This is a genomic window from Synechococcus sp. CCY 9618, from assembly GCF_019038415.1.
In the GTDB taxonomy this organism is placed as follows: domain Bacteria; phylum Cyanobacteriota; class Cyanobacteriia; order PCC-6307; family Cyanobiaceae; genus Cyanobium.
In genome coordinates this window covers 63,893-89,534 of sequence record NZ_JAFKRG010000014.1, presented here as the reverse complement: position 1 = coordinate 89,534, position 25,642 = coordinate 63,893, and the positions used below count along the sequence as shown (strand labels likewise).

Annotated in this window: 29 protein-coding genes; 12 read left to right on the top strand and 17 right to left on the bottom strand. The window is 72.1% G+C overall.

All coding sequences use genetic code 11. The annotated features are described in order from the left end of the window. Positions 1–15 precede the first annotated feature (15 nt). Genes KUG41_RS04790 through KUG41_RS04775 form a run of 4 tightly spaced genes read left to right on the top strand, consistent with a single transcriptional unit; the run spans position 16 to position 2,196 of the window. On the top strand, positions 16–1,005 hold the full coding sequence (locus KUG41_RS04790; RefSeq protein ID WP_216901613.1) for an SDR family NAD(P)-dependent oxidoreductase: 990 nt from the start codon (positions 16–18) through the stop codon (positions 1,003–1,005). Continuing rightward, entirely contained in the window at positions 1,005–1,622 is a 618-nt protein-coding gene (locus tag KUG41_RS04785; RefSeq protein ID WP_254216835.1) for an alpha/beta fold hydrolase, read from the top strand. The genes KUG41_RS04790 and KUG41_RS04785 overlap by 1 nt, the downstream gene beginning before the upstream one ends. Next, positions 1,619–1,996, top strand: coding sequence for a cupin domain-containing protein (locus KUG41_RS04780; RefSeq protein WP_216901611.1), 378 nt, complete (start codon positions 1,619–1,621; stop codon positions 1,994–1,996). The genes KUG41_RS04785 and KUG41_RS04780 overlap by 4 nt, the downstream gene beginning before the upstream one ends. A 17-nt stretch (positions 1,997–2,013) precedes the next feature. Then, positions 2,014–2,196 (top strand): hypothetical protein, encoded by a 183-nt coding sequence (locus tag KUG41_RS04775; RefSeq protein WP_216901609.1) that lies wholly within the window; start codon positions 2,014–2,016, stop codon positions 2,194–2,196. Between the two features lie 15 nt (positions 2,197–2,211). Here KUG41_RS04775 and KUG41_RS04770 read toward each other — a convergent pair whose 3' ends face one another. After that, positions 2,212–2,793 (bottom strand): pyridoxamine 5'-phosphate oxidase family protein, encoded by a 582-nt coding sequence (locus tag KUG41_RS04770; protein WP_216901607.1) that lies wholly within the window; start codon positions 2,791–2,793, stop codon positions 2,212–2,214. Between the two features lie 15 nt (positions 2,794–2,808). Further along, positions 2,809–3,036: a glutathione S-transferase N-terminal domain-containing protein gene (locus KUG41_RS04765; RefSeq protein WP_216901605.1), complete on the bottom strand. Its 228-nt coding sequence runs from the start codon at positions 3,034–3,036 to the stop codon at positions 2,809–2,811. 87 nt (positions 3,037–3,123) lie between these two features. Here KUG41_RS04765 and KUG41_RS04760 point away from each other — a divergent pair, with 87 nt between their 5' ends. The 4 genes from KUG41_RS04760 to KUG41_RS04745 all read left to right on the top strand — a co-directional run bounded on the left by KUG41_RS04760 (position 3,124) and on the right by KUG41_RS04745 (position 5,974). Then, positions 3,124–3,789, top strand: a complete 666-nt coding sequence (locus tag KUG41_RS04760; RefSeq protein ID WP_216901603.1) for a TetR/AcrR family transcriptional regulator — start codon at positions 3,124–3,126, stop codon at positions 3,787–3,789. A 20-nt stretch (positions 3,790–3,809) separates the two neighbouring features. Next, a complete protein-coding gene (locus tag KUG41_RS04755) occupies positions 3,810–4,223 on the top strand; it encodes a hypothetical protein (protein WP_216901601.1) in 414 nt (137 codons plus the stop codon). A 121-nt stretch (positions 4,224–4,344) separates the two neighbouring features. After that, a complete protein-coding gene (locus tag KUG41_RS04750; protein ID WP_216901599.1) occupies positions 4,345–5,103 on the top strand; it encodes a hypothetical protein in 759 nt (252 codons plus the stop codon). Between the two features lie 142 nt (positions 5,104–5,245). Next, positions 5,246–5,974 carry a bifunctional 2-polyprenyl-6-hydroxyphenol methylase/3-demethylubiquinol 3-O-methyltransferase UbiG gene (locus tag KUG41_RS04745; protein WP_216901597.1) on the top strand — a complete coding sequence of 243 codons (729 nt, stop codon included), beginning with the start codon at positions 5,246–5,248 and terminating at the stop codon, positions 5,972–5,974. Positions 5,975–5,981: 7 nt separating this feature from the next. On the opposite strand, the gene ald is transcribed toward KUG41_RS04745, so the two are convergent. The 5 genes from ald to KUG41_RS04720 form a co-directional block, all read right to left on the bottom strand. After that, positions 5,982–7,094: an alanine dehydrogenase gene (gene ald / locus KUG41_RS04740; protein ID WP_216901653.1), complete on the bottom strand. Its 1,113-nt coding sequence runs from the start codon at positions 7,092–7,094 to the stop codon at positions 5,982–5,984. Between the two features lie 79 nt (positions 7,095–7,173). Next, on the bottom strand, positions 7,174–8,853 hold the full coding sequence (locus tag KUG41_RS04735) for an NAD+ synthase (RefSeq protein ID WP_216901594.1): 1,680 nt from the start codon (positions 8,851–8,853) through the stop codon (positions 7,174–7,176). Further along, positions 8,853–9,470, bottom strand: a complete 618-nt coding sequence (locus KUG41_RS04730; RefSeq protein WP_216901592.1) for a nicotinate-nucleotide adenylyltransferase — start codon at positions 9,468–9,470, stop codon at positions 8,853–8,855. Before KUG41_RS04730 ends, KUG41_RS04735 begins: the two co-directional genes overlap by 1 nt. Then, positions 9,419–10,753, bottom strand: coding sequence for a GTP-binding protein (locus KUG41_RS04725; RefSeq protein ID WP_216901590.1), 1,335 nt, complete (start codon positions 10,751–10,753; stop codon positions 9,419–9,421). Before KUG41_RS04725 ends, KUG41_RS04730 begins: the two co-directional genes overlap by 52 nt. Next, the gene (locus KUG41_RS04720; RefSeq protein ID WP_216901588.1) at positions 10,750–11,763 is read right to left on the bottom strand and encodes a CNNM domain-containing protein; all 1,014 of its coding nucleotides are present in this window, start codon (positions 11,761–11,763) and stop codon (positions 10,750–10,752) included. Before KUG41_RS04720 ends, KUG41_RS04725 begins: the two co-directional genes overlap by 4 nt. A gap of 103 nt (positions 11,764–11,866) precedes the next feature. Between KUG41_RS04720 and KUG41_RS04715 the strand changes: the two genes are divergently transcribed. Continuing rightward, positions 11,867–13,198, top strand: a complete 1,332-nt coding sequence (locus KUG41_RS04715; protein WP_216901586.1) for an aminopeptidase P N-terminal domain-containing protein — start codon at positions 11,867–11,869, stop codon at positions 13,196–13,198. Here KUG41_RS04715 and KUG41_RS04710 read toward each other — a convergent pair. Continuing rightward, complete coding sequence (locus KUG41_RS04710; protein WP_216901651.1) at positions 13,170–13,967, bottom strand: TIGR01548 family HAD-type hydrolase; 798 nt, start codon at positions 13,965–13,967, stop codon at positions 13,170–13,172. The two genes, KUG41_RS04715 and KUG41_RS04710, sit on opposite strands and share 29 nt — an antisense overlap. A gap of 47 nt (positions 13,968–14,014) precedes the next feature. On the opposite strand from KUG41_RS04710, the gene KUG41_RS04705 reads away from it, so the two are divergent. Further along, complete coding sequence (locus KUG41_RS04705; RefSeq protein WP_216901577.1) at positions 14,015–14,542, top strand: 30S ribosomal protein PSRP-3; 528 nt, start codon at positions 14,015–14,017, stop codon at positions 14,540–14,542. A 21-nt stretch (positions 14,543–14,563) separates the two neighbouring features. On the opposite strand, the gene KUG41_RS04700 is transcribed toward KUG41_RS04705, so the two are convergent. The 6 genes from KUG41_RS04700 to KUG41_RS04675 are packed head-to-tail and all read right to left on the bottom strand — an operon-like array spanning position 14,564 to position 19,641. Next, positions 14,564–15,226, bottom strand: a complete 663-nt coding sequence (locus KUG41_RS04700; RefSeq protein ID WP_216901575.1) for a transaldolase family protein — start codon at positions 15,224–15,226, stop codon at positions 14,564–14,566. A 5-nt stretch (positions 15,227–15,231) separates the two neighbouring features. Continuing rightward, a complete protein-coding gene (locus KUG41_RS04695) occupies positions 15,232–16,548 on the bottom strand; it encodes a protein phosphatase 2C domain-containing protein (protein WP_216901574.1) in 1,317 nt (438 codons plus the stop codon). Then, on the bottom strand, positions 16,542–17,282 hold the full coding sequence (locus tag KUG41_RS04690; RefSeq protein ID WP_216901573.1) for a VWA domain-containing protein: 741 nt from the start codon (positions 17,280–17,282) through the stop codon (positions 16,542–16,544). The genes KUG41_RS04695 and KUG41_RS04690 overlap by 7 nt, the downstream gene beginning before the upstream one ends. Positions 17,283–17,285: 3 nt before the next feature. Next, entirely contained in the window at positions 17,286–18,641 is a 1,356-nt protein-coding gene (locus KUG41_RS04685) for a protein kinase (RefSeq protein ID WP_216901572.1), read from the bottom strand. Then, positions 18,638–19,360, bottom strand: coding sequence for an FHA domain-containing protein (locus KUG41_RS04680; RefSeq protein ID WP_216901571.1), 723 nt, complete (start codon positions 19,358–19,360; stop codon positions 18,638–18,640). The genes KUG41_RS04685 and KUG41_RS04680 overlap by 4 nt, the downstream gene beginning before the upstream one ends. Then, positions 19,357–19,641 carry a hypothetical protein gene (locus tag KUG41_RS04675; RefSeq protein WP_216901570.1) on the bottom strand — a complete coding sequence of 95 codons (285 nt, stop codon included), beginning with the start codon at positions 19,639–19,641 and terminating at the stop codon, positions 19,357–19,359. The genes KUG41_RS04680 and KUG41_RS04675 overlap by 4 nt, the downstream gene beginning before the upstream one ends. 59 nt (positions 19,642–19,700) lie before the next feature. Between KUG41_RS04675 and KUG41_RS04670 the strand changes: the two genes are divergently transcribed. Beyond that, positions 19,701–21,992 carry a transglycosylase domain-containing protein gene (locus tag KUG41_RS04670; protein WP_216901569.1) on the top strand — a complete coding sequence of 764 codons (2,292 nt, stop codon included), beginning with the start codon at positions 19,701–19,703 and terminating at the stop codon, positions 21,990–21,992. A 1-nt stretch (position 21,993) separates the two neighbouring features. Here the strand turns inward: KUG41_RS04670 and KUG41_RS04665 are convergent, their stop codons facing one another. The 3 genes from KUG41_RS04665 to atpD are packed head-to-tail and all read right to left on the bottom strand — an operon-like array spanning position 21,994 to position 25,047. Next, complete coding sequence (locus tag KUG41_RS04665) at positions 21,994–23,121, bottom strand: rhomboid family intramembrane serine protease (protein ID WP_216901568.1); 1,128 nt, start codon at positions 23,119–23,121, stop codon at positions 21,994–21,996. A 35-nt stretch (positions 23,122–23,156) separates the two neighbouring features. Further along, complete coding sequence (gene atpC, locus KUG41_RS04660) at positions 23,157–23,564, bottom strand: ATP synthase F1 subunit epsilon (protein ID WP_216901567.1); 408 nt, start codon at positions 23,562–23,564, stop codon at positions 23,157–23,159. A 16-nt stretch (positions 23,565–23,580) separates the two neighbouring features. Further along, positions 23,581–25,047 carry a F0F1 ATP synthase subunit beta gene (atpD, locus tag KUG41_RS04655; protein ID WP_216901566.1) on the bottom strand — a complete coding sequence of 489 codons (1,467 nt, stop codon included), beginning with the start codon at positions 25,045–25,047 and terminating at the stop codon, positions 23,581–23,583. 262 nt (positions 25,048–25,309) lie between these two features. Here atpD and groES point away from each other — a divergent pair, with 262 nt between their 5' ends. Then, positions 25,310–25,621 (top strand): co-chaperone GroES, encoded by a 312-nt coding sequence (groES, locus tag KUG41_RS04650; protein ID WP_216901564.1) that lies wholly within the window; start codon positions 25,310–25,312, stop codon positions 25,619–25,621. The last annotated feature ends 21 nt before the right edge of the window (positions 25,622–25,642 follow it).

Below are 25,642 nucleotides of genomic sequence, written 5' to 3'. Positions count from 1 at the left end.
CCAGGGACACTGCCAGTGGCTGAACCTCGCCGCCTCCTGCTCACCGGCGCCAACTCCGGCATCGGCTTCGAGGCCGCGGTTCTGCTCTGCCGGGCGGGCCATCGCCTCACCCTGCTGTGCCGGGATCAGGTCACCGCCGAGGACGCCCGTCAGCAGGTGATCAGCCGGGCCGGCGCCGGGTCGCCGCCCGCCACGGTGGTGGGCGACCTGGGCGATCTGGAGAGCGTGCGGGCCGCCGCGGCCGAGCTGATGGCCACGGGCAACCCCATCGACACCCTGGTGCTCAACGCCGGCCTCCAGTACGCGGGCTCCCGTGAGCCGCGGCGCACACCCCAGGGCCATGAACTCACCTTCGCCGTGAACCATCTCGGGCACTTTCTGCTGGCCCAGCGGCTGCTGCCGTTGCTGGAAGCGGGGCGAGCCCCCCGGGTGGTGGTCACCGCCTCGGAGGTCCATGACCCCGCCAGCGCCGGAGGCCGGGTAGGGCCGCCGGCCGGCCTCGGCGACCTGGGCGGCCTTGTGGACCGCGCCGGTGAGGGGGTGACGATGGTGGACGGCAGTGCCTTCAGTGCCGACAAGGCCTACAAGGACAGCAAGCTCTGCAACGTGCTGTTCGCCCGGGAATGGGCCCGCCGCCTGGAGGCGCGGGGCACGCCGTGGCCGGTGATCGCCTGGAGCCCTGGCCTGGTGATTCCGCCCACCAGCACCGGCGGCTTCTGGCGCTACAGCCGCCAGGGCAACGAGCTGGGCCAGCGGCTGTTCGCCCTGGCGGCCCGCTCGCTGCTGCGGCTCACCGAAAGTGTCGAGAACGCCGGCGCCCTGCTGGCAGCCCTGGCCAGCGACGACGCCCATGCCGCCGGTGGCTTCCGCTATCTCAGCAACCGGCTGGAGGGGCCGGGTCGGCACCGGTTCGAGGCCTGCCCCACCAGCGGCGAGGCCCAGGATGAAGACCTGGCCCGCCGGCTGTGGGAGGCAAGCGCGGCCCTGGTGGGCGTGGAGGCCTGATGGCGCGGCCCGAACGGCTGCTGTTCCTCCCCGGCGCCTCGGGCAACACCTCCTTCTGGGGTCCACTGGCCGAACGCCTGGGATGGCCTGGCGAGTCATGGCACCTGGGCTGGCCGGGCTTCGGCGACACCCCGCCCCGGCCGGGAGTCGCCGGATTCGAAGATCTGCTGGCCCTGGTGCTGGAGCCGCTGGATCGCCCCTGCGCCCTGATCGCCCAGTCGATGGGTGGGGTCCTGGCGCTGCGGGCGGCACTGACGCGGCCCCGGTGGGTGACCCACCTGGTGCTGTGCGCCACCTCCGGCGGGCTGCCCATGGCAGAGCTGGGTGCCGCCGACTGGCGGGCCGGCTTCCAGGCCGCCCATCCCCTCCTCCCCGACTGGTTCGCCACCGACGTGACGGACCTCTCCGGCCGGTTGCCGGACGTCTCGAAGCCCACCCTGCTGCTGTGGGGCGATGCCGATCCGTTCAGCCCGGTGGCTGCAGGTGAGCGGCTGGCCGCGCTGCTGCCTCAGGCCCGGTTGCACGTGATCCCCGGTGGCGACCATGATCTCGGCCTGCATCACGCCGACCGGCTGGCACCCCTCATTCACGCCCACCTCACCGGAGCCCAGCCGTGAGCAAGACCAGCAGCCCCTACTGGAATCCCCTGGCACCGGAGCAGGCCCAGCGCTGGCGCTGGCTGGAGGGACTGGAGGGCCGGGTGCAGGAGCTGGTGCTGAGCCACGATCCGGCCACGGGGGAAATGACCCGCCTGACCCGCTTCCTGCCCGGCGCCGACACCTCCGCCTTCGGCGGCAAGGCCCACGACTTCCCGGAGGAGATCTTCATCGTCAGCGGGCGCCTCTTCGATGAAGCCTTCGGCCTCTGGCTGGAGACGGGTCACTACGCCAGCCGGCCGCCTGGCGAGCTGCATGGACCGTTCCGCACCGACGAAGGCTGCCTGGTGCTGGATGTGTCCTTTCCCCAGCGCCGCGGGGAATCAGCGCCATGAGCAGGAGGCCGAACGGGATGATCACCCTGGCCATCGGCGCCCTGTTCATCGGTCTGGCCCTCACCGTTCTCATGGTGAGTGACCGCACGGCCGGGCCGCTGCTCGGAGCCCTCGCCCTGGGCGGGCTGGGCATCGATGCGGTCGCCAGCGTGATCCAACGGAGGCCCTCCCTCCTGGAGCGCATCGGACCGCTTCCCTGAGGACGGCCCCCAGGCTCAGGGGCAGGCACGGCCAGCTGGAGGGGCCCTTCTGAGAGCCTCTTCCAGTTCGGCGATGCGCCGCCTCAGGGGCCGCAGCTGCTCCTCCACCTCGGCCGCGGTGAAGCGGGGGGTGATGAACTGGGGGCAGTTCCAGTCGAAGGCCTCCACGCGGATACGGAACATCCGCTCCACCTGGGGCCCCTCCCCATCGGCGGCCACCACCTCGGCGCTGCCGTCGATCTTCAGCCGACGCCGGGCGGGGTAATCCATCAGGAACAGGGCCACCCGGGGATCGCGGCGCAGATGGCCGGTGGTGAGCAGCTGGCGGTTGCCGCTGAAATCAGGACATTCCAGGGTTTGCCCATCCACCACCCGCAGGAAGCCGGGCGGTCCACCCCGGTGCTGCAGGTAGGGCGCTCCGGCTTCGGTGAGGCTGGCGATATAGAAGCTGTCACGGGCGGCGATGAAGCTGATCTCCCTCTCCCCGAGCCGATCAGGCGCGCTTGCCGGCGGCACGGCCTGGACGCGGCCGTAGGCCTGGCGCTGGGCCTCGCCCACGGCGGGGGTGAGGTGGGTGTGCAGATAGTGCAGGCTCATGGCTGGATCCTCCGGTCAGCTCTCCAGGCCTTTCATGGGCACGTAGCCCGGCAGGGCCTGGATCCGCCCGATCCAGGCGCCCACGTGGGGGATGGCCTGGGCATCGGCCAGGGCGTTCGGCCCGTCCCGGAGCACCGGCACCTGGCCCAAGGGGTTGAGGGCCAGGAAGGCCTCCCGCTGGTGCTCGCCGGCGATCAGGCCGACGTGGACCCATTCGTCGTCGAGGCCGTGGAGCTGAATCATGGCAGGAACGGCACCTTGGAGATAGACCAATCTGTCTATCCCAGAAGAGTAGCAGACCTTTCTGTCTATTTTTGCTACCTTGCCCCCATGGTTTCCCCCTCCCTGCCGGAACGTCCCCCCAGCCCGCCGCCGGCGCCGATCACCCGCAGGGCTTCGCCCAAGCGGGACGCCCTCCTGGGCGCCGCCCGGGAGCTCTTCAGCCGCCAGGGGTACCGGGCCGTGGGCATCGACACGGTGCTGGCCCGGGCCGGGGTGGCCAAGATGACCCTCTACAAGCACTTCGGCTCCAAGGAAGAGCTGATCGCCGCCGTCCTCACCCAGGTGGGCGAGGAGATCAGCGCCGCCCTCACCGCGCGCGTCGCCGCCACTTCCGCTGACGGCGGCCCGCCCCTGCTCGCCATGTTCGACTGGCTCGAGGCGGCGGTGCGGGCACCTGATTTCCACGGCTGCCTGTTCATCAAGGCGGCCAGCGAGTATCCCGATCCCGGTGATCTGCCACGCCAGGCGGCGGTGGCCTTCAAACAAAACTGCCGGGCGCTGTTGGAGCAGCTCTGCCGCGGGGCCGGTGCCGCCAACCCGGAACAACTGGCCGGTGCGCTGCATCTGTTGCTGGAAGGGGCGCTGGTGCTGGCCTTCCTGCAACGGGATCCCCAGGCCGCCGTCGATGCCCGCCGCGCGGCGGCCCTGCTGCTGGAGGACGAGGGGATCCGGGCCGGCTTGCTATGCCGTGCCAGCGCAGCCACGCTCCACTGAGATCCTGCCGCCGACTCCCCATGCCGAAACCGGTGCTCCTGCCCTCGCTGCTCACCGCCGGCCTGCTGCTGGCCGGCCTGCCCACCGGCGCCGCACCCCTGCCGCAGAAGCTCGATTCCTGCAGCCGCACCCGTGTGAAGGAGATCTCCTACCGCCTGGGCAGCACCGATGAGAACGGCGTGCTGATTCCGATGGCGGGGTCGGGCTCGGCGATCTCTTACACCAACGGGGGCTATCAGGTCTCCTACGACATGGAGCCGGCCATCCACCGCAGCCGGGAGGGGGATCCGGTGGAGCTGTGCCTCACCTTCATTCCCGATTGCAGCGAGGCCCACCCCGGGGACGTGCGGGGCCGCCAGTACCGGGCCCGCAACCTGCGCACCGGCGACAGCTGGACCCTGCCCGACAGCCAGCACAGCTGCGGCGGGGCCTGAATCGGGGTGGGGGAGATGCTGATCCCTCCAGTGCAAACCTTCCCACCGATGGGGTGATTCACGGGCGGCTTCTTCCTACTCTTCGATCAACTCTCCCCCCGGAACAATGGCCGTGTCGCTGATGAAGGATCCCCAGGGTGGGTCCTCCCTGCAGGTGATCGAGGCCGTGAAGCAGGGCTGGCAGGCCTTCGTCCGGGCGCCCTGGGTGTTCGTCGGCTTCACCCTGCTGGCGGGGGTGCTGAGCACCCTGTGCTCCTTGATCCAGGGCAACGCGGAGATGGATGACGTCGCGGTGGTCGGGGTGTTTCAGCTGTTCCGTCTGGCGGTCGGCGGGGTGCTGAGTGTGCTGGTGAGCCTGTGGAGCACCACGGGCCTGATCCGCGGCGCCTGGACGGCCCTGGGCGGGGGCAGCCCCGCCTTCGCCACCTTCACCCGCTGGGACGGCCAGGCCAGCTGGCGCCTGTTCCGCAACGGCCTGGTGCTGGGCCTGCTGCTGGCCGGGATCCTGGTGGTGGCCGCCGTGGTGGGGGTGGGCGCCGCCCAGCTCAACCAGGTCCTGGCCGTGCTGCCCTTCCTGGTGGCCTTCGCGGTGGTGATCTACCTGGCGGTGAACCAGAAGTTCCTGGCCCAGATCGCCCTGCTGCAAGGCGCCGGACCGATCGAATCGATTGCCCGGGGCCGCGCCCTGCTGGATCCCCAGTGGGGCTCGGTGCTGCTGCTGGCCCTGGTGGAATTCGCCATCGCGCTGCTGGGGCTGCTGGCCTGCTTCGTGGGCCTGCTGGTGGCGGTTCCGGTGATCCTGTGCGTCAGTACCGCCGCCTATCGGCAGGTGTTCGGCAGCGACGACCTCACCGGCCTGCTGGTGGAGCCGGTGGCCTGAGCCAGGCGCCGGCGCTGGTGGAACCGGTTCCCAGGATCACGGCTTCCGGTCATGGGGCAGGACTGCGACGGGGCTGACGATCATGCCGGGGATGCATAGCATTCCTGCGTCGATTCCTGACCAGCCCGTCCAGGCTTCCCCCATGCTCCTCCCCCCGGACGCCGCCGATGACGCTGCTGCTCTGGTCAGGCCTTCGCTGCCAGGACCGGAGGAGCAGATCCTCAGCTCCTGGATCGGCAATGCCGCCGCCTGGACCCGGGCCGTGCGGCGCGGTGAGATCGCCAGCCGGGAGAGGGTCACCAACCGGGCGATCCTCGAGGCGATCGCCCACTGCGCCCCCCGCTCCCTGCTCGACCTGGGCTGCGGTGAAGGCTGGCTGGCCCATCACTGCGCCCATCAGGGCATGGTGGTGGTGGGCATCGACGCGGTGGCCGGGCTCACCGGCATCGCCGCCGCTGGCGCCCCTGCCGGGGCCAGCTTCCGGACGCTCACCTATCAGGAGATCGCCGCCGGCAGCCTGACGGAGCGCTTCGATGTGGCGGTGGCCAACTTCTCCCTGCTGGGCGAGCACTCCGTCGAACGGCTGCTGAGCGCCCTGCCGCGGCTGCTCACCACCGGCGGCTGCCTGCTGGTGCAGACCCTGCATCCCCTGCTGGCCTGCGCCGACCAGCCCTACAGCGATGGCTGGCGGGAAGGATCCTGGACGGGCTTCTCCGCCGCCTTCCAGGATCCGGCCCCCTGGTACTTCCGCACCCTCGAATCCTGGGTGCGCCTGTTTCACCGCCATGGCCTGCACCTCTGCGAGCTGCGCGAACCTCTCGACGCACTCAGCGGCCAGCCTGCCTCGGTGATCTTCCGCGTCACCGTCTGAGCTGGCCTCAGCGCAGGCAGGCCATCGGATGGCGGGTGGCCACCCCCAGGGCCTTGGCCACCCCCGGATGGCACACCGAGCCGCCCACGGTGTTCAGGCCGCTGAGCAGCTCGGGCCGGTCGGTGACCGCCTCCAGCAGCCCCCGGCCGGCCATCACCAGGATGTAGGGCAGCGTCACGCTCACCAGGGCTTCGGTGGAGGTGAAGGGGACGGCGCCGGGCATGTTGCCCACCGCGTAGTGCTGCACGCCGTGGATGGTCACCACCGGATCGGTGTGGGTGGTCTCACGGCTGGTGGCGATGCAGCCCCCCTGGTCGATGGCCACATCCACGATCACCGAACCCGGCCGCATCCGCTGCACCAGCTCCTCCCCCACCAGGGTGGGGGCCCGGCCACCGGGCAGCAGCACGGCACCGATCAACAGATCGGCCACCGGCACCAGCCGCTCGATCAGGCTGCGGCTGCTCACCAGGCTGGTCATGCGGCCGCGCCGGTCGGATTCCAGCATCCGCAGCCGCTGGGGGGAGCGGTCGAGCAGGAACACCTCGGCGTCCATGGCGGCGGCGATGCGGGCGGCGTTCCAACCCACGGTGCCGGCTCCCAGCACCACCACCCGGGCGGGCCGCACGCCGGTGCAGCCGCCCATCAGCACCCCCCGCCCGCCGTGGGGTTTCTCCAGCAGGTGGGCACCCACCTGGGCCGCCAGCCGACCCGCCACCTCGCTCATCGGCGCCAGCAGCGGCAGGCTGCCGTCCTCCAGCTGCACCGTCTCGTAGGCCACCGCCGTGGTGCCCGCCTCGATCAGGGCCCGGCCCACCTCCGGGTAGGCCGCCAGGTGCAGGTAGGTGAACAGCACCAGGTCGCTGCGCAGGAAGCCGAACTCCTGCGGCTGCGGCTCCTTCACCTTCACCACCAGGTGGGCGGCCCAGGCCTCCTCGCAGCTGGTGATGCGGGCCCCGGAGGCGCGGTAGTCGTCGTCGCTGAGGCCCGCCCCCAGGCCGGCCCCCTCCTGGACGCGCACCTCCATGCCCTGGGAGACCAGTTCATGGACACCGTCAGGGGTGAGGGCCACCCGCTGTTCGTCGCGCTTGATCTCGGTGGGCACACCGATGCTGGCCATCGGGGAGGCCAGGGGTGCCGGGCCGGGAGCTGGCATGGGGCAGGAAGTGTTGCCACCCGGGGGCGGTCGTGGCCAAACCCTAGGCCGAGGCGATGGGCATGCGCCAGCCGCTGCCGAAGGCCCGGCCACTCACCTTCAGGGCCGGTGCCGCCTGGCGCCGCTTGAACTCCGCCCCCCGCAGCAGCCGGGCCACCCGGGCCACCAGCGCCGGATCCGCCCCTTCCGCCACCAGTTCCTCCGGCGTACGCAGCTGCTCGATCAGGGCCTTGAGCAGGGGATCGAGCACCGCGTAGTCGGGCAGGGAATCGCTGTCCCGCTGGTCGGGGCGCAGCTCGGCGCTGGGGGGCTTGGTGCGGATCGCCGCGCCGATCAGCTCCCCATGCGGCGGCAGGCCGAGGGCCGTCCGGCAGGGGGCGGAGGCCGGCCCATCGATCCAGTCGCAGAGACCGAAGACGGTGGTTTTGTAGAGATCGCCGATCACCGCCAGGCCGCCGTTCATGTCGCCGTAGAGGGTGCAGTAGCCCACCGCCAGCTCCGACTTGTTGCCGGTGGAGAGCAGCAGGCCCCCGTGCTGGTTGGCCAGCGCCATTAACAATGTGCCCCGGATCCGCGACTGCAGGTTCTCCTCGGTGACCCCGGTCGGCGGCCCCCCCAGGGCCGGCGGCAGGCTGGCGGCGAAGGCCTCCATCAGCGGGGCGATCGGCAGGGTGCAGCTGGCCAGGCCGAGCCGCTCGGCCAGGGCGGCGGCATCGTCGAGGGAGCCGGCCGAACTGAAGGGGGAGGGCATGCGCAGCACATCCACCTGCTCCGGCCCCAGGGCGGCGGCGGCGATCACCGCCACCAGGGCCGAATCGATGCCGCCGCTGAGCCCCAGCAGGGCCCGGCGGAAACCGCACTTGGCCGCGTAGTCGCGCACCCCCAGCACCAGCACCCGCAGCAGTTGCTCCCAGGGATCCGGCTCCGCCGCCACCGCCGCAGCCGGCCCCGGAGCGGCGGCGTCCCAGAGGGCCAGGTCCTCGGCGGCACAGGCCAGCCGCAGCAGCGGGCGGCCGGCCCCATCAAGCACGAAGCTGGCACCGTCGAAGACCAGTTCGTCGTTGCCGCCCACCTGGTTGAGATAGACCACCGGCGCCCCGAGCCGGACCGCCGCCCGGGCCGCCAGCCGCTGGCGCACCTGCCCCTTCTGGCGGCCGAAGGGGGAGGCCGAGAGGTTGAGCAGCAGATCGATCCGGTGGGACACCAGATCGCCGATCGGGTCCACCTCCACCGGCCCCTGGCCCTCCACCACCCAGAGGTCCTCGCAGATGGTCAGCCCCAGCCGCCAGCAGCGGTCGCCATGGGCCAGCTCCAGCACCGCCGGGGCCCCGCCGGGACGGAAGTAGCGGCGTTCATCGAAGACGTCGTAGCTGGGCAGCAGGCGCTTGCGGCAGACGCTGCGCCAGGTGCCCCGCTCCACCAGGGCCAGAGCGTTGTAAAGCCCCGGCTGACCCGGTCCCTCGGCCGGCTCGGCCACACCCACCAGCAGGCTCAGATCGGCAGGGCAGTCCGCCGCCAGCTGCTCGAGCACCTCCCCCTGGCGCCGGATCAGCGCCGGCCGCAGCAGCAGATCCCGCGGCGGGTAGCCCCACAGGGACAGTTCGGGGCTGAGCAGCAGGGAGGCCCCGGCGGCCCGGGCCTGGTGGGCGGCCGCCAGAATCCGCCGGCCGTTGCCCTCCAGGTCGCCCACCACGGGATTCAGCTGGGCCAGGGCAAGACGCATCAGGGCGCGGACAGGCCGTAGAGATTGTGCTCCAGCAGCACCGGCCAGAGCTCCGGCGGCACCTGGGCCGGATCGGGCTGCTGCCGGATCCGGGAACTGGCGGTGGCCGGGATCGCCAGGGGCAGCACGTCCACCCGGGCCCCCAGGCCCCTCAACCGCTCCAGATCGGCCTCCAGCAGCGGCCAGCCCTGGCGGCAGGTGATGCCGAGGCGGCAGCCCCGCAGCAGCGCGTCGGCCCGTTTCCAGCGGTGGATCTGGCCGGCCAGGTCGCTGCCCACCACGAACACCACCTCCTGCTGGGGCCAGCGGGCCCGAGCCCGCTCCAGGGTCTCCACCGCCCAGGGGCTGCTGAGGTCCTGCTCCAGGCTCAGCCGGGGATCGTCGATCGCGGCCACCAGGGCCGCCAGCAGGGCCGTGCGCACCTCCAGGGGAGCGCCATGGGTCTTGAGGGGATTGTCGCTGGCCCAGGTCACCACCCGGGGGAACAGGCCCAGCAGGCCCTCCAGCAGGGCCCGGTGGCCGCGGGTGGGGGGATCGGCGCTGGTGCCGAACAGGGCGAGCTGGTTCACGGCCAGAGGCCGCCGGCGGCGGGCCTCCCCTCCCCCTCCAGGCGCCATTCGCTCAGCCAGCGACGGGTTTCCGGGTCCTGGCGCACCAGCCGCTGCAGCAGGGCCCCCGGCTGGCCCGCCGCCGTGGTGCTGCGCAGCAGTTCGGCGGCGGCCAGGCGGCCCGTGCGCCGGGTGGTGTGCACCGCCAGGGCCGCCTGGGCCAGGGCCACCGGCGCCGCCGGCGCCAGGCTCAGCCCGCCGCTCAGGGGCGCCGCCAGCAGCAGCAGCTGGCGCAGGCCGCCGAGCAGCAGCTGCAGCCCCAGCTGGACGCCGCCCAGCAGGGCGTTGTGACCGCCGAGGCGGGTGAGCAGGGTGCGGGCGCCGCTGTGGGTCATCGGCAGGCCGTAGAGCTGGCACAGCTGGACCACCAGGGCGCTGTCGCAGGCCAGCCCTCCGGCCAGATCGAGCAGCACCAGGGGATTGGCGGCCACACCGGTGGCCTTGAGGGCTGCGAAGCGGCCGATCAGGGTCTGGGCCTGGCGGCGGCCATGGCGCAGCCGGCAGCGGTGCAGGGACTGGCTGAAGCGGTCGGCCGCCCGCAGGGCATTGAGGGCCAGGAGCAGCTCCCCGTGGCGCTCCAGCAGGCCGGTGAGCTCCCGGCGCAGGGGCTCGACCCGGGGGGGTGCCGGTTCGCTGCGCACCCGGCCGTCGGAGCGCAGCCGGGCCTGGCGGGGGGCGGCCGCCACCGCCAGGGGCCGCAGGTGACGGGCTCCCGGCGGCAGGCGCCGCTGGATGCTGGCCAGCAGGGCGTCGCGCTCCGCCTCCGGCCAGCAGTCGCTGCGGTTGAGCACCAGCAGCAGCGGCTTGCCGCTGGCCAGCAGATCCGCGAGGGCCTCGGCGTCCATCACCGTGAGGTCGCTGTCGATCACCAGCAGCACCAGATCGGCCCCCAGTGCCACCCGGGCGGCGAGGCGGGAGCGGGCGGCGGCGGCGATCTCGTCGATTCCGGGGGTGTCCACCAGGTCGACCCCCTCCAGGCCCCCCACCGGCTGGCCCCAGGCCCGCTGGCGCAGGTGGCGGGTGCAGCCGTGGGCCACGTCGGTGGCGAAGTGCTCCTCCCCCAGCAGGGCATTGAGCAGGCTCGACTTGCCCACCCCCACCCGGCCGAAGACCGCCACCCGGGGGCGGCGGCGCAGCAGGCACTGCAGCTGGCGATCGAGGCTGGCCAGCTCCGGCGCCAGGGCCGCCTGCTCCCGGCCGCTGAGCGCCAGATCGGCGCGCCAGCGGGCCAGCAGCAGTCGGCAGCGCTCGGCGGCCGCGGGGGGCGACGGGGCCGGGGCGGCGGTGGTCATGGGATGGCCTCGGGGGCCGCCAGGGGCTTGCGCCACCAGCCGGCCAGCACCGCCAGCACCGCCTCCGGACCGATCACCCCCACAAAGCCCCCGAATTCATCGACCACCACCCTCACTCTGGAGCCGTTGCGGCGAAAGCTGGTGAGCAGCCGGTCGGCCCGGATCATCTCCGGCACGAACTCCACCGGCTCGCACAACTCGGCGGCCGGGCTGGCGCCGCGCCGCTCCACCAGGGCGGTGAGCAACTGCTCCCGGCTGGCCACCCCCAGCACCTCGTCCACCTCCTCCCCCAGCACCACCCACCAGGCGGTGTGATGGTGCAGCAAGGTGTCGCGCTGGTCGTCGAGGCTCTGGTGGCCCGCCAGGGTGGGGGCCGACACCCGCGGCAGCATCAGATCCCGGGCGGTCAGGTCGTTGAGCTGGAACACCTTGGCGATCATGGCGGCCTCATCCGCCTCGATCTGGCCCTTCTGGGAGCCGAGTCGGGCCAGCAGGCGGATCTCGTTCTCATCGGTGCTGATCTCGTTCTCGGCGGTGATCGCCGGCAGCAGCCGCTCCAGCAGCAGCACCAGCGGCAGCATCAGCCTGCTGATCACGGACAGCCCCGGGGAGATGGCCAGGGACACGGGCATGGCCAGCCGGGTGCCGATCGCCTTGGGCAGGATCTCCCCCAGCAGGATCACCAGCACGGTGAGGGCCACCGAGAACAGGGGCAGGGCCGGGCCGCTGATGCCATGGCGGGCGAACACGGCGCTGGCGAAACCGCCGACCATGATGCTGCCGAAGATATTGAACATGTTGTTGGCGATCACCAGCACCGCCAGGGTCCGGCCGAGCCGCTGACGCAGGGCCTCCAGCCGCTTGGCCCCCTGCACGGGCCGCGGCCGTCTGGCCAGTTCATGCACCTTCACCGGATTGACGGTGAGCAGGGCCGCCTCCACACCCGAGCAGAGGAACGAGCCCATCAGCATCACCACCACCGCCAGCACCAGGAGCAGGAAATCGTTCATCCGCGGGGGGAGGAGGCCGGAGAAAGCGCCACGCTGGGGTTCGGGGAGATCACGTGTATTTAATCGGCTGTGCCATCTTCTCGCTGTACCGTCCATCGCTTCGATGCCGCCGTCCCCTCCGATCGACGCCGCCCTGCTGGCCCGCCGGCGCCAGCGGTTCCTGCAGCAGCTGGGCGGTGCGGCGGCGGTGATCCCGGGCGCGGCCCTGGTGACCCACCACGCCGACGTGGAGCACGCCTTCCGTCAGAACAGTGACTTCTGGTACCTGACGGGCTTCGATGAGCCCGGTGCGGTGGCCCTGTTCCTGCCCCACCGCCCCGACAACCCCTTCGTGCTGTTCGTGGAGGCGAAGGATCCCGGAGCCGAGGTGTGGAACGGCTTCCGCTGGGGATGCGAAGGCGCAGTCGAAACCTTTGCTGCCGATCTGGCGCATCCGCGCAGCGAGCTGGCCCAGCGCCTGCCGGAGTACCTCGACGGCGCCGAAGGCATCGCCTTCCGGGTGGGGCGCCACCCCGAGGTGGAGCCCCTGGTGCTCGGGGCCTGGGCCCGCCAGCTGGATCGGGCCCCCCGCAGCGGCACGGCGGCCCTGGGCCTGGTGGCCCCCTGTCCCCTGCTGCACGAGCTGCGGCTGCGCAAGGAACCGGAGGAACTGGTGCGGCTGCGGGAGGCGGGACGCATCTCCGCCGAAGCCCACGAACTGGCCCGGCGGGTGGCCCGGCCGGGTCTCACCGAACGGCAGGTGCAGGCGGTGATCGAGCAGCACTTTCTTGAGCAGGGAGCGCGCGGGCCTGCCTATGGATCCATCGTGGCCGGCGGCGATAACGCCTGCGTGCTGCACTACACCGCCAATGCCGACGCCCTCCGCGACGGCGACCTGCTGCTGATCGACGCCGGCTGCAGCCTCAGCGACTACTACAACGGCGACATCACCCGTACCTTCCCGATCAACGGGCGCTTCAGCGGCGAGCAGCGGGCCCTCTACGAGCTGGTGCTCGCCGCCCAGGAGGCCGCCGTGGCCGCCGTCGCCCCCGGCCGCACCACCGAGCAGGTGCACGACACCGCCGTGCGGGTGCTGGTGGAGGGACTGATCGACCTGGGCCTGCTGGCCGGGGAGATGGATGGGGTGATCGAGCAGGGGGCCTACCGCCATCTCTACATGCACCGCACCGGCCACTGGCTGGGCCTCGACGTCCACGACGTGGGTGCCTACCGGCTGGGGGAGCATCCGGTGGAACTGGATCCGGGCATGGTGCTCACGGTGGAGCCCGGCCTCTATGTGAGCGACCGGCTGGCGGTGCCGGAGGGCCAGCCAGCCATCGAGGACCGCTGGAAGGGGATCGGCATCCGCATCGAGGACGACGTGGCGGTGACGGGCCACGGCCACGAGGTGCTCACCGCCGCCGCCCTCAAGGCCCCGGCGGCCATGGAGCGCTGACCAGCTCCAGCACCTGGCCTGTGGACGCGAGGATTTGGTCGGCACCGGCCTCGCGCAGCTGCTCCTCGTAGCGGCGCCGCTCGGCCTCCAGGCCGGGCCTCTGCAGGTGGGGGGGCGCCACCGCCAGGGCCTCGAAGCGCTGGTCGGGCCGCCGCCGGCGCGCCCGTCGCACGGTTTCCACGTCGGCCACCGTGTCGCCCAGATAGGCCACCGGTGGCGCGGTGGGGCCCAGGGGCACCCCCGCCAGGGAAGCGGCCAGACCCAGCAGGCCGGTGGGGTCGGGCTTGTCAGGGGCCTGGCCCATGGCGATCAGGGGCGGTGCCGCCAGCCCCAGCCGCTGCTCCAGCACGTAGCGGGCGGAGGGGGGCTCGGCGCCGCTGACGAAGCCCCAGGCGATGCCCGCCCCGGAGAGGGCGGCGAAGAAAGGCCCGTCCACCAGCAGGGGCTCCTGGCCGATGAAGCCCCGCCAGAGGGAAGGATCCCCCGCCGGATCACCGCCGAAGTAGAAGCCGCTGAACACCTCCACCAGCGCCTCGTAGGCGGGCAGGGGAGCGCCGCCGTGGCGGCGCAGCAGTTCCTGGGAGGCCTGCCAGTCGTTGTTCCAGCAGCCCTCGGCCTTGAGGGCGTCGATCGCCGCGGCATCGGGGGCCCAGCCACTGAAATGGCGCACCGTTTCGACGATGGCGCGGCGGTAACTGCCGCCCACATCCCTGATCACACCATCGATGTCGAAGAGCAGGACGGCGCGGGGGGCTGGGGGGGCGGCCAGGGGGTTGCTGCGAATCGGCTGGTAAGTTAGTGGTTTGCAGATTCTCCTTGAGCGCCGAAACCGTGACAGCCCCTGAGAGTGCCGAAGCCGGTGCCGTGAGCACCGAAGCGGCTGCTGTGAGCACCGAAGCGGGCGTTGCCGTGAGCGCCGCTCCTGCGACCGGCGCCGCCGACACCACCGAGGGCCGTCCGGTGCTGCGCGGCGGCAGTGCCGCCCTGGCCACCGCCACCATCGACGAGGACGGGGTGCCCTCGGGCTACACCCCCAAGGCCGACGAGGGCCGCTTCCTGCTGAAGATCCTCTGGCTGCCCGACAACGTCGCCCTGGCGGTGGACCAGATCGTGGGCGGCGGCCCCAGCCCCCTCACGGCCTATTTCTTCTGGCCCCGGGAGGATGCCTGGGAAACCCTCAAGGGCGAACTCGAGGCCAAGAGCTGGATCACCGACAACGAGCGGGTCGAGATCCTCAACAAGGCCACCGAGGTGATCAACTACTGGCAGGAGGAAGGGCGCGGCAAATCCCTCGACGAGGCCAAGCTCAAGTTCCCCGACGTCACCTTCTGCGGTACCGCCTGATTCGCTCAGCGCCGCCAGAGCTCAGCCAGCCGATGCATCCCGGGCGAACTGTTCGGCGGCGGCGGCCGTGGCCTCGCTGGCGAACAGGGCAGAGGCGATCGCCGGGCTGATGGTGTGGTGGGCCAGGCCGGCGGCCGCCAGACGGGCCAGGTCCTCCGGAGCACGCAGGCTCGCCACCAGCAACCTCGTGCTGGAGCCCACACCCTCCAGGCAGCGCTGCATGGCGATCAGCTCGCCGTGGCCGTCACGGCCCAGATCACCGATGCGGCCCAGGTAGGCGGCGATGCCGTCGGCGCCCAGCGCCGCCGCCACCAGCACCTGGGCCACCTCGTAGCAGGCGGTGAAGGTGACCGGCACCCCTGAAGCGATCAGGGCGCGGCCCACCCCGGCCCCGCCCCGGGTGATCGGAACTTTCACGAACACCCGCTGGGGATCAAGGGCCGCCAGGGCCCGGCCGTTGGCCAGCTGGCGCTCGTCGTCTCCGCCCCAGGTCTGCAGGTGAATCTCCCGGCAACCCAGGCCGGTGGCGGTGGCCGTCAGCCGGGCCAGGTGCTCAAGGGTGCAGGGCTGGCCGGCCCGCCGCAGCAGGGTGGGGTTGGTGGTGATGCCCTGGAACAGGCCAGTGGGCAGCCAGCGCTGCCACTGATCGGGATCGGCGGAATCAAGCAGCAGACGCAGGGCCATCGGGGTCAGGGAGCGGGAGGGGGGCTGGGCGGGGCAGCGGCCCACTGCTGATCCAGGGCCGCCAGCAGGGCGGGGCAGGCGCCGAGGGCCTGCAGCGGCCGCGGCCGGGACGTCTGGGCCGGAACCCCCGGCGCCGTCGGGGCGACGTCGGCAGCGATCAGGGCCGCCAGGGGATCGCCGGCGGCGGCGGCCTTGAGCCGGGTGGGATCCGCCTGGCCCTTGCGCAGGGCCGCGAACAGTTCGGCGCGGCGCCGCAGGGCCAGGGGGATGGTGGTGGGCTGGGCGCAGAGGCGGGCCACCTCCTCCCGGGCGGCCTGCAGGCCCGGCGAGGCGGCCGGCAACACCTCAGGCGGTCCGCTGCGGGGCCAGACCAGGGCCAGCAGGGCAGCGCCGGCAGCGGCCAGGCCCAGGCCGATGGCCACGGCCCGGCCGATGGCGGGGCGAGGCGGTGGGGGAGTCTGGGCCCGGGCCGGGGCCGGCCCACCCGCTGCCGCAGGCTCCTCCCCCGGCACACCAAGGCGGCCAATGGCCACGGTCACGTCGTCGCCGCTGCCCTCCCGGCTGATCCGATCCAGCGCCGCCTCCAGGGTGCCCGCCCCCTCGGATCCCGCCTCGCCGCCGCTGCGCGCCAGCCAGGCCGCCAGGGTGAGGAAGTCGGCGTCGGTGGCGCAGGACTTGCGGATGCCGTCGGTGCAGAGCACCAGGGCGAAGGCGTCGTCGTCCGGGGGGATCGGGTGCAGGGCCGCCCGTGGGGCGAACAGGGCGGCCGCCTGCGGCAGGCAGAGGCTGCAGGTGGCCTCCCCGGCGGCGGCAGGGTCGCTCTCCTCCTCGACCAGCAGGGCACGACCATCGGCCTCCACCCGCACCAGGTCCCAGTCCCCCAGGCCCGTGTGCCCCCACCACAGGGGCGTCATCACCACCAGGCCCAGGGTGCTGCCATAGAGCAGGGGCTGAAACGGACCCTCCCCGGGCTGCCGATGCCAGTCGGCCTCCACTGCCTGCAGCCAGCCGGCCACGACGGCCTCAGGCAGTTCCCGCTCCAGCCAGCGGCTCCAGCCCCCGTCGCCATCCCCCGGGGGCCTCTCCTGCAGGGCGCGCTCCACCGCCGCCAGGGCCCCTTCGCAGGCCAGTCTGCTGCCCACGTCGCTGCGCAGGTAGCGCCGGCCCCCGTGGCCGTCGGCCACGGCCATCACCATCACCGGCCGGCCATCGGCACTGCGCAGTTCCCGGCAGAGCAGGGCGTCCTGACAGGGACGGTTCGCCCGTCGGTGGGCCGCCCCCGCCCGGCTGGCACCGATCGGTGCCGCCCAGCGGTTCACCACACCGTCAGACCGACGTCGTCGGTGGGATCCAGCACGGTGGGGGGCAGATCCGGCAGGGGAATGTTGCCGGCAGGTGCCTCCAGGGGGGTCTCCTGCACCCGGCTGGCCGGCATCGAGGCGGCCCCCACCACGGCGGTGGAGGCCCACTGGATGTACTGGGCCAGGGAGGTGGCATTGCTCGCCTGCAGGGGACGGCGGGGGGAGCGGCCGGCCGTGGGAGAGGGGTCGCTGCCGATGAAGCGCTGCAGCACCTCCAGGTCGGCATCGTGACCCAGGGCGATGGCGAGCCGCACCGCCTTCTGGGCCCAGGGCATGCGCAGCAGGGCCGCCATGCCGGCGGCGAAGTCGTCGGTGGGCTGGCCATCGGAGATCAGCACCAGCACCGGCGGCAGGGCGCGCACCTCCATCGGCGGCGTCTGCAGGGCCGCCGCCACCAGCTGCAGGGCCTCCCCCATCGCCGTGATGCCGCCGGCCTGCAGATCACGCCACTCCAGCTGGTCCACGGGGGTGGGCGTCTGGATGTGCCAGGCGGCGTGGTCGGCGAAGCTCACGGCCCGCACCAGCACCCGCGCTTCCGGGTTGTCCCGGGCCACCGCCGCCATGCCTGGCAGGGACTGGCGGATGGCCTGGTTGAGGGCCTGCATCTTGCCCGACGCCGCCATGGAGCCGGAGCAGTCGCAGAGATAGATGAAATGGAGCGGCCGGTTGGCCAGCTTGACGTCGGGGAACGGCATCGGTCAGGCGGCAGGGGCCGGCCGGGCTGGGCGCTGCACGGCGATGGGGCCGGCCGGGGTGTGGATCCGGATCGGTGCGGCGAGGCTACAGCTCTCTCCCGGCGCCACCCGGTGCGGGCGGCCATCGGCGGCCTCGGCGCTCCAGGCCTCCGCGGAGAGATTCCGCAGCCCCAGCCGGCGGGGGTCCTGGGGATGGGCCACCACCCGGGCGATGGGATGGCGCAGATCCTCCCCGGCCAGGGCATCGAAATGGTGGGGGTGCAGCTCGTTGTCGGGTGCGGCCGCCACCGTCCCCCGGGGCAGCGTCAGGCTGACCCCCTCCGGCAGGGGGGTGCCGCAGCTCCAGCACGGCCGCGACCCGCCGGCCGGCCGGAAATTCTCCTGGTCGCAGCTGACGCAGAGGACGCGGCTGTCGAGGGTGCGGGCCAGCTCCTGCTTCCACTGGCCGGTGAGGGTGCGGCGCGACGGTTGCTTCATGCCCCGGCAGAAGGTCTGCTCGAACAGGGCCTGCAGGGGGCGGGGGTAGATGGGCCAGGTGATCAGGGCCGCGGCGTGTTCGATCGGATCGGGCCGGTTGCGGGCGTCCACCGGATCGAAGATGAACACCGGGTCCTCGCCGCACAGGCGCCGTCGGGCCGGTTCGTCGAGGCAGCGGATCGCCAGCTCCATCTGGCCCCGCAGGGGATCGTGGCGGGTGAGCAGCCGGAACAGCAGCACCGCCAGGGAGAACAGGTCACTGTCGGCCCCGGGGCGGGCCTGGCCCAGCAACACCTCCGGGGCCATGAAGCCCGGGGTGCCGAGCACGGCCCCCTCGCCGGAGCCGTCCACGGCGACGTTGTCGTTGTCGCAGATCAGGATGCGGCCGCTGCCGGGCTCCAGGAACAGGTTGCCCAGGGAGACGTCCTTGTAGCAGAGGCCCGCCAGGTGGAGGGCATGGAAGGCGTCGGCCAGGAAGAAGCAGGCCCGCAGCACCTGGCGCAGACCGATGGCCAGGCGGCCGGCGGCATGCTCGCTGGCGCCCACGTAGGAGGCGGGACGCAGGGGCATCAGGTAGCCGAAGCTCTCCTCGCGGATGCGGATCAGGGGTCGGCTGGACGCGCTGGCCCGCAGCAGGGCAATGGGCCAGAGGAAGGCGTCGGTGGGGGCGGTCGCCCGGATGCTCTCGCCCAGACGCCGCTCCAGGCCCCGATCGCGGGCGATGCAGGCCGGCAGGTACCACTTCAGGGCCAGCCGCTCCCCCTCCAGCTCCACCTCGTAGACCTGGCCCTGGGTGCCTCCCCCCAGGCCCCGCACGATCCGCACCGGGCCGGCCACCCCCTCGAAGTCCAGGCTGGCTCCCTCCGGCAGGATCCAGTTCATGGCCGCCTCCCGGCCGCCGGGCCCGTCGCCATGGCCTTGCGGATGCCGTTGCGGTGGGCCAGGGCCGTGGTCAGGCTGTCGAAGCGGTGGCGGTAGGCCAGGCCGTCCTGCAGGGTCACCTCCAGCAGATGCTCCCAGCGGGATCCCAACACGATCCAGCCCGCCAGCGCCCCCACCTGCAGCGGCCAGAACAGCCAGGGGAAGGGAAGCAGCAGCAGCCCGCCCAGGCAGAGCAGCAGCCACCAGCTGAACGCCTGGGGGTGGCGGCGGCGGCTGCGCACGTAGGCCGAGCGGATCCGGGCGATGGGCAGGGAACGGCCGGCGAAATCCAGCTGGCCGGCTCCTGCCGGTGCCACCACCGGTGCCTTGGCCGGCGTGGGGGCGCCCGCGGAGGCCACCGGGCCGGCGGCGGCGCGGAACAGCAGCACCGGCCCCTGCTGGCCCAAGCGGATCTCGTCGCCGTCGGAGAGGGGCCGGCAGTCCCGCAACCGGGAACCTTCGAGATAGGTGCCGTTGGCGCTGCCCAGGTCGCAGAGCAGCCACTGGTCCGGCCGCGTCCGCGAGACCCGCACCAGGGCATGGCGGCGGGACACCCCCTCCCCCTCGCTGAGACAGAGCCCGCTGGCCGGATCCCGGCCGATGGACAGGGGCACCCTGGGATCCAGCGGCACGCGGCGGCGTGGATCGTCGCGCAGCTCCAGGCGGGGATGGGCGCTCATCGGGAAGGGTCGCGGGGGTCCCGGCGGCGGCCCAGCCGCCGGTCGGCCAGAAACCGGCCCCACCAGCCCATGGGCTCCCCCTCCCGCCAGGGGACCACCCGACCGGGGAAGAGCAGGGCTGCGGTGGCCAGGGCCAGGGCCACCAGCAGCAGGAGCAGCAGCACCCACCCCGGAATCGCCCCCACCCAGGTGGCGGCGAAGGCGGCCCGCACCGCATACACCCCGATGGTCAGGGCGGTCCAGATGCGGAAGGGTGCCCATGGATCCCGCCGTTGCTCCACCTGGCCGGCCGCTCCGATCGCTGCGGGTAGCGTATGGGAGCAAGGCAGCTGGGCCGAGGATGCCGGGGACGACGGAGCAGGCGTCAGCGCTGCGGGCGCCTGCTCCGGACCCGTACGGGGCAGGCGCCAATGCCGCAGAGCCCGCCGGCTGGGCCGCCCTGCGGCGGGCGTTCACCGGTCCCGCCCCCAGCGAAGGCCGCCGCCGGGCCGTGATGGCCGCCCTGGGGAACCTCAACCGGCACGGGGCCTGGCTGGAGCTCTGGATCGGCGGCGACTGCCGGGGACGGCTGGCCCTGGAGGGAGGCCGCTACCGCATCGGCCGGGATCCGGTCTGCGAACTTCAGGCCGAGGCCACCGGCGTCAGCCGGGTGCACGCCATCGTGGAGCAGGAGCGCCCCGGCGAGAGGGACTACCTCTGTGAGGACTTCGACTCCGCCAACGGCCTGTTCCACCGCGACCGCCGCATCCGCGCCATCCACCTGCGGGACGGGGACCGGCTGCAGCTCGGCTCCCCCCTCAAGGGGGAGGGCCCCACCCTGCTTTACCGCCATCCCCGCAGCCCCCTCGGCCAGCTGATCCACTGGGGGGCCGTCGGCGCGCTGGTGGGTTCGGGCCTGGGGCTGGGGGGTCTGCTGCTGGCCACCACCATCAGCGGCGGCTCCTCGATCCGCTCGGTCAGCGGTCCGGTGAAGGTGTTCTCCACCGACGGCCGCCAGATCGACGCCGCCGAGGGCTCCTCGACAGCCCTGCCCACCCTGGCCGACTATCCCCTGCACCTGCGCCAGGCCCTGATCGCCTCGGAGGACTCCCGTTTCGGCTGGAACAGCGGCATCGACCTGTTCGGCACCGCCCGCTCCCTGCTGCTGGGCACCGGCGGCGGCAGCGGCCTGGCCCAGCAGGTGGCGCGCATGGTCTACCCGGCGGTGGGCACCGATGTGTCGGTGGCCCGCAAGCTGCGGGAGCTGTGGGTGGCCTGGCAGCTGGAGGCGGGCTTCAGCAAGAACCGGATCCTCAAGATGTACCTCGACCGGGCCTATCTGGGCCTGGGGGCCGAGGGCTTCGAACAGGCGTCCCAGCTCTACTTCCGCAAGTCGGCCAGCGCCCTCGACGTGGCCGAATCGGCGTTCCTGGTGGGCCTGCTGCCCAACCCCAACGGCTACAGCCCCTGCAACCGGGAGAACCCCACCTGGGGCCGGGAGCGCCGCGACCTGGTGCTGGGGCGCATGCACGCCGAGGGCTACCTCTCCGACCAGCAGCTGATCGACGCCAGGCGACGGCCGCTCAACATCGACCCCTCCGCCTGCCGCGAATCCACCTACTCCACCTACCCCTATTTCAGCGACTACGTGATCGGTGAGTTGGAGGGCCGCCGTTTCGCCCTCGATCTCAGCAGCCCCGAGGCCCGGGGCAACTACGCGGTGATCAGCAGCATCGATCCCCGTCTGCAGGCCATCGCCCAGAAGCAGCTCAAGGGCTTCCTGGAGGGGCCGGGAGGCCGGGCCGGCCTCACCCAGGGGGCCGTGATCTCGATCGACTACGGCACCGGCGCGATCCTGGCCTACGTGGGCGGCGGCGACTACTCCCGTTCCAGCTTCGACCGGGTGCAGGCCCTGCGCCAGCCCGGGTCCACCTTCAAGCTGTTCGCCTTCCTGGCGGCCCTGGAGGCCGGCGTGAAACCCGGCGACGCCGTGTCCTGCGCGCCCCTGGCCTATGTGGCCGGCTGCCGCCACGGCGGGGCCGGGGCCACCAGCGTGGCGGCGGGCTTCGCCAGCTCGGAGAACGTGGTGGCCCTGCGGCTGGCCCAGAAGGCCGGCCTGGACAAGGTGGTGGCCGAGGCCCGCCGGCTGGGCATCAGCACCCCCCTGGAGCAGAGCTTCTCGATGGTGCTCGGCGGCAAGGAGACCTACCTCTACGAACTGGCCCGGGCCTACGCCGTGGTGGCCAACGGCGGTCGCTCGGTGCCCCTGCACGGGGTGAAACGCATCTACGACCTGGGCATCTGCGGCTCCGTCCGCGACCTGGCCAGCTGCCCTCCTTCGGGTGTCACCACGCCGATCGGCGAACGCCCCCAGCAACTGATCGAGCCGGCGGTGGCCGCCGAGATGGATGCCCTGCTGCGGGGCGTGGTGAGCGGGGGCACCGGCTCAGCGGCCGGGGTGGTGGCCGACGCCCGCGGCAAGACCGGCACCACCGACAACGGCGTCGACGTGCTGTTCGTGGGCTACTCCCCCTCCACCCGCATCCTCACCGGCATCTGGATGGGCAACGACGACAACCGTCCCACCCAGGGCGCCTCCGGTGGCCTGGTGGCCGAGCTCTGGGGCCGGTACATGCGGGCCATCGCCGGCTGACTCAGCCCGGCCAGTCGAAGCTCCTGGCCAGCTCCTGGGCGCGGGTGACCAGGGCCCACACCGCCCCCAGCAGCGTGCCCCAGCACCAGGGGCTGCTCCAGAGCCGGGCCATCGGGCTGCTGGTGTCCTGGGGATCGCGCCGGGGCAGTTGCCAGCCCAGCTGCATCGCTCCGTAGACCACCAGCAGCACCCAGGCCGGGATCGCCAGCGGGCCGAGGGAGAACAGGTGCACCCGCCAGTGCAGCAGGCTGAGAACCGCCGCCAGGGCGATCAGGGCGGCGACCGGACCGGAGGCCCCATCCCACTGGCGCAGCACCCGGGCCCGGCGAGCCACCAGCACCGCCGGCGCCGTGGTGGCCAGCGCCGTGAGCCCGTAGCGGAGCAGCAGGGACGACAGGGGCAGCACAGCTGTGCCCAGCAGGATCAGCAGCACCGCCAGGTTGAGCAGGGCTTCGGCGTTGCTCGCATGGATCCAGGGGGCGCTGATCCAGCACCAGGCCCGGCGCGGATCACCGCTGGCCTCCAGGGTGAGGGGCCAGCGGCGACGCAGGGGCCTGAGAGGGCCCAGGGCCAGGGACTGGATCAGGGCCAGGCCCACCACCAGAACCACACCGCTGCTCCAGCCCCAGGGCTCGAAGATCCACCGGTCGAGTTCGCCTCCCGCCCAGAACAGCACCGGAGCCGAGGCGGCCGCCAGGGCCAGCCCGGGACCCAGGGGCCGCAGATTCTCCAGCCAGGGCAGGCGGGAAGACCCGCCGCGGGGGGCGCCAGGGGCAGAGATCGGCCCCTGAGCAGGGGAGCCTGCCGGATCCGCCGCGGGCCTGGAGGTCGCCACACCGGAGGCGGCCTCCAGCAGATCGAGCAGTTCGGCCAGCACCGCGGGGGCATAGATGGCGGCCAGATGGCTGCTGAGGGCCGTGATGGCGCTGCGCTGGGCACCGCCCTGCTGGCGCAGCACCCGCTGCAGCAGGGGCTGGCTGGCCAGGTCGCGGACGGGACCGCGCAGACTCTCGTCGGCCCCGAGGGCATCGATCAGACGGTTGGCCAGAGCCTGGGGGTTGTCCAGGCCCACCGAACCGGTGGCGATCCATTCGCGCAGCTGCAGCCCCAGCTCCCGACCCTTGCCCATGGCGCCGGCGGTGTCGCGGTCCGAGCGGGGAACGCTCAGGCTCCTTTGCTGGCCTGCAGACGGGCGCGGGCGCGGGCCAGGGCCTGCTGAGCCTTCACTTTCTCCGGGGATGGCTCGGAACCTTCCAGTCCGGCGGCGGCCTGCTGGGCGGCTTCGAAGTCGCTCTGGGCCGAAGTGCTGTCGATCGCACTGCCGAGCTCGGCGCCGTTCACCAGCACGGTGACCTCGTTGGCGACCACCTCGGCGAACCCGCCCATCAGGGCGATCGACTGCCAGCTGGCGCCCTCACGCACCCGCAGCACGCCGCTGTCGAGGGCAGTGAGCATGGAGACGTGGCCGGTGAGGATGCCGAGCTGGCCGGTGGTGCCCGGAAGAATCACCTCGTCGGCGGTGCCGTCGAAGACGCTCTGATCGGGGGCGAGGACGCGCAGGGTGAGGGTCATGGAGAGGGTTCCCGGATCAGGACTTGGCGTCGGCGAGGATCTTGGCGGCCTTGGCCTTCACCTGGTCGATGTTGCCGACCAGGTAGAAGGCCGCTTCGGGCAGGTCGTCGAGTTCGCCGGCCAGGATCATGTTGAAGCCCTTGATGGTGTCCTCCAGCTTCACGTACTCGCCGGACTGGCCGGTGAAGATCTCGGCCACGAAGAACGGCTGGGAGAGGAACTTCTCGATCTTGCGGGCCCGGTCCACCGTGCGGCGGTCGTCTTCGGAGAGTTCGTCGAGGCCCAGGATGGCGATGATGTCCTGCAGTTCCTTGTAGCGCTGCAGGGTGGACTGCACGGCCCGGGCGGTGCGGTAGTGCTCGTCGCCCACCACCGCCGGCTGCAGCATGGTGCTGGTGGAATCGAGGGGATCCACGGCCGGATAGATGCCCTTGGAGGCCAGGCCGCGGCTGAGCACGGTGGTGGCGTCCAGGTGGGCGAAGGTGGTGGCGGGAGCTGGGTCGGTGAGGTCGTCGGCGGGGACGTAGACGGCCTGGATCGAGGTGATCGAGCCTGCCAGGGTGGAGGTGATGCGCTCCTGCAGCTCACCCACATCGGTGCCGAGGGTGGGCTGGTAGCCCACGGCGGAGGGCATGCGGCCCAGCAGGGCGCTCACCTCGGAGCCGGCCTGCACGAAGCGGAAGATGTTGTCGATGAACAGCAGGACGTCCTGATTGTTCACATCGCGGAAGTGCTCGGCCATGGTGAGGGCCGACAGGCCCACCCGCATGCGGGCGCCCGGGGGCTCGTTCATCTGGCCGTAGCAGAGGGCCACCTTCGACTTGGAGAGGTCGTCGGCGTTGATCACGCCCGACTCCTTGAACTCTTCGTAGAGGTCGTTGCCCTCGCGGGTGCGCTCGCCCACGCCACCGAACACCGACACACCGCCGTGCTCCTTGGCGATGTTGTTGATCAGCTCCTGGATCAGCACCGTCTTGCCGACGCCGGCGCCACCGAACAGGCCGACCTTGCCACCCTGGCGGTAGGGCGCCAGCAGGTCGATCACCTTGATGCCCGTTTCGAACACCTTCGGCTTGGTCTCAAGATCCGTGAGCTTGGGGGCCTGGCGGTGGATCGGCGCGGTCATGGTGCTGGTGACCGGACCCTGCTCGTCGACGGGCTCGCCCAGCACATTGAAGATGCGGCCCAGGGTGGCCTCACCCACGGGCACAGAGATCGGGGCACCGGTGTCAAGGGCGCTCATGCCGCGCACCAGGCCGTCGGTGCTGCTCATGGCCACGGCCCGCACCCGGTGATCGCCGAGCAGCTGCTGCACTTCCGCGGTGAGGGCCACCTTCTGGCCGGCGGAGTTGGTGCCTTCGATGCGGAGGGCGTTGAAGATTCTGGGCAGCTTGCCGGCCGGGAATTCCACGTCGAGGACGGGGCCGATCACCTGGCGCACAGTGCCTTTGGTACCAGGGACGGCGGGAGCGGCAGCAGCCATAGGTCAGGAAGGAACAGGGGTCGCCCAGCGGGATCCAACCACCCGTCTGAAGCGGCGCAACCTTACCACCGCAAAGGACCTGGGCCGGTCGGTTCGGTCACCCGCACAGCCAGGGGGATGGCGCTCCGGCGGGGCAGGCCCATAAATTGGCAGTCGACAGGCGTGAGTGCCAACAGCACCTTCCCGCCCCGTCTAAGCGACGCGCAACGGCCCCGGTCGTCCTCCCGTCGCTGCCTTCGCGTCCTTTCCTTTGCTTTCATTCATGGCTGCCGTTTCTCTCAGCGTCTCCACGGTCAAACCCCTCGGAGACCGCATTTTCATCAAGGTGTCCGAATCGGAGGAGAAAACCGCCGGTGGCATCCTTCTGCCCGACACCGCCAAGGAAAAGCCCCAGGTGGGTGAGGTGGTCCAGGTCGGTCCCGGCAAGCGGAACGACGACGGTTCCCGCCAGACCCCCGAAGTGGGCATCGGCGACAAGGTCCTCTACAGCAAGTACGCCGGCACCGACATCAAGCTCGGCACCGACGAGTTCGTGCTGCTGTCCGAGAAGGACATCCTGGCCATCGTCAACTGACCGGCCGGCTCCATAGCCGAC

What these genes read in the sequence shown, in the direction of transcription:
- KUG41_RS04785 (WP_254216835.1), top strand. Translation starts at nt 1,005, where the DNA reads ATGGCGCGGCCCGAACGGCTGCTGTTCCTCCCCGGCGCCTCGGGCAAC.
- KUG41_RS04775 (WP_216901609.1), top strand. Translation starts at nt 2,014, where the DNA reads ATGATCACCCTGGCCATCGGCGCCCTGTTCATCGGTCTGGCCCTCACC.
- KUG41_RS04770 (WP_216901607.1), bottom strand. Translation starts at nt 2,793, where the DNA reads ATGAGCCTGCACTATCTGCACACCCACCTCACCCCCGCCGTGGGCGAG.
- KUG41_RS04765 (WP_216901605.1), bottom strand. Translation starts at nt 3,036, where the DNA reads ATGATTCAGCTCCACGGCCTCGACGACGAATGGGTCCACGTCGGCCTG.
- KUG41_RS04760 (WP_216901603.1), top strand. Translation starts at nt 3,124, where the DNA reads ATGGTTTCCCCCTCCCTGCCGGAACGTCCCCCCAGCCCGCCGCCGGCG.
- KUG41_RS04755 (WP_216901601.1), top strand. Translation starts at nt 3,810, where the DNA reads ATGCCGAAACCGGTGCTCCTGCCCTCGCTGCTCACCGCCGGCCTGCTG.
- KUG41_RS04750 (WP_216901599.1), top strand. Translation starts at nt 4,345, where the DNA reads ATGAAGGATCCCCAGGGTGGGTCCTCCCTGCAGGTGATCGAGGCCGTG.
- KUG41_RS04745 (WP_216901597.1), top strand. Translation starts at nt 5,246, where the DNA reads ATGCTCCTCCCCCCGGACGCCGCCGATGACGCTGCTGCTCTGGTCAGG.
- ald (WP_216901653.1), bottom strand. Translation starts at nt 7,094, where the DNA reads ATGGCCAGCATCGGTGTGCCCACCGAGATCAAGCGCGACGAACAGCGG.
- KUG41_RS04735 (WP_216901594.1), bottom strand. Translation starts at nt 8,853, where the DNA reads ATGCGTCTTGCCCTGGCCCAGCTGAATCCCGTGGTGGGCGACCTGGAG.
- KUG41_RS04730 (WP_216901592.1), bottom strand. Translation starts at nt 9,470, where the DNA reads ATGGCGCCTGGAGGGGGAGGGGAGGCCCGCCGCCGGCGGCCTCTGGCC.
- KUG41_RS04725 (WP_216901590.1), bottom strand. Translation starts at nt 10,753, where the DNA reads ATGACCACCGCCGCCCCGGCCCCGTCGCCCCCCGCGGCCGCCGAGCGC.
- KUG41_RS04720 (WP_216901588.1), bottom strand. Translation starts at nt 11,763, where the DNA reads ATGAACGATTTCCTGCTCCTGGTGCTGGCGGTGGTGGTGATGCTGATG.
- KUG41_RS04715 (WP_216901586.1), top strand. Translation starts at nt 11,867, where the DNA reads ATGCCGCCGTCCCCTCCGATCGACGCCGCCCTGCTGGCCCGCCGGCGC.
- KUG41_RS04700 (WP_216901575.1), bottom strand. Translation starts at nt 15,226, where the DNA reads ATGGCCCTGCGTCTGCTGCTTGATTCCGCCGATCCCGATCAGTGGCAG.
- KUG41_RS04690 (WP_216901573.1), bottom strand. Translation starts at nt 17,282, where the DNA reads ATGCCGTTCCCCGACGTCAAGCTGGCCAACCGGCCGCTCCATTTCATC.
- KUG41_RS04685 (WP_216901572.1), bottom strand. Translation starts at nt 18,641, where the DNA reads ATGAACTGGATCCTGCCGGAGGGAGCCAGCCTGGACTTCGAGGGGGTG.
- KUG41_RS04680 (WP_216901571.1), bottom strand. Translation starts at nt 19,360, where the DNA reads ATGAGCGCCCATCCCCGCCTGGAGCTGCGCGACGATCCACGCCGCCGC.
- KUG41_RS04670 (WP_216901569.1), top strand. Translation starts at nt 19,701, where the DNA reads ATGCCGGGGACGACGGAGCAGGCGTCAGCGCTGCGGGCGCCTGCTCCG.
- KUG41_RS04665 (WP_216901568.1), bottom strand. Translation starts at nt 23,121, where the DNA reads ATGGGCAAGGGTCGGGAGCTGGGGCTGCAGCTGCGCGAATGGATCGCC.
- atpC (WP_216901567.1), bottom strand. Translation starts at nt 23,564, where the DNA reads ATGACCCTCACCCTGCGCGTCCTCGCCCCCGATCAGAGCGTCTTCGAC.
- atpD (WP_216901566.1), bottom strand. Translation starts at nt 25,047, where the DNA reads ATGGCTGCTGCCGCTCCCGCCGTCCCTGGTACCAAAGGCACTGTGCGC.
- groES (WP_216901564.1), top strand. Translation starts at nt 25,310, where the DNA reads ATGGCTGCCGTTTCTCTCAGCGTCTCCACGGTCAAACCCCTCGGAGAC.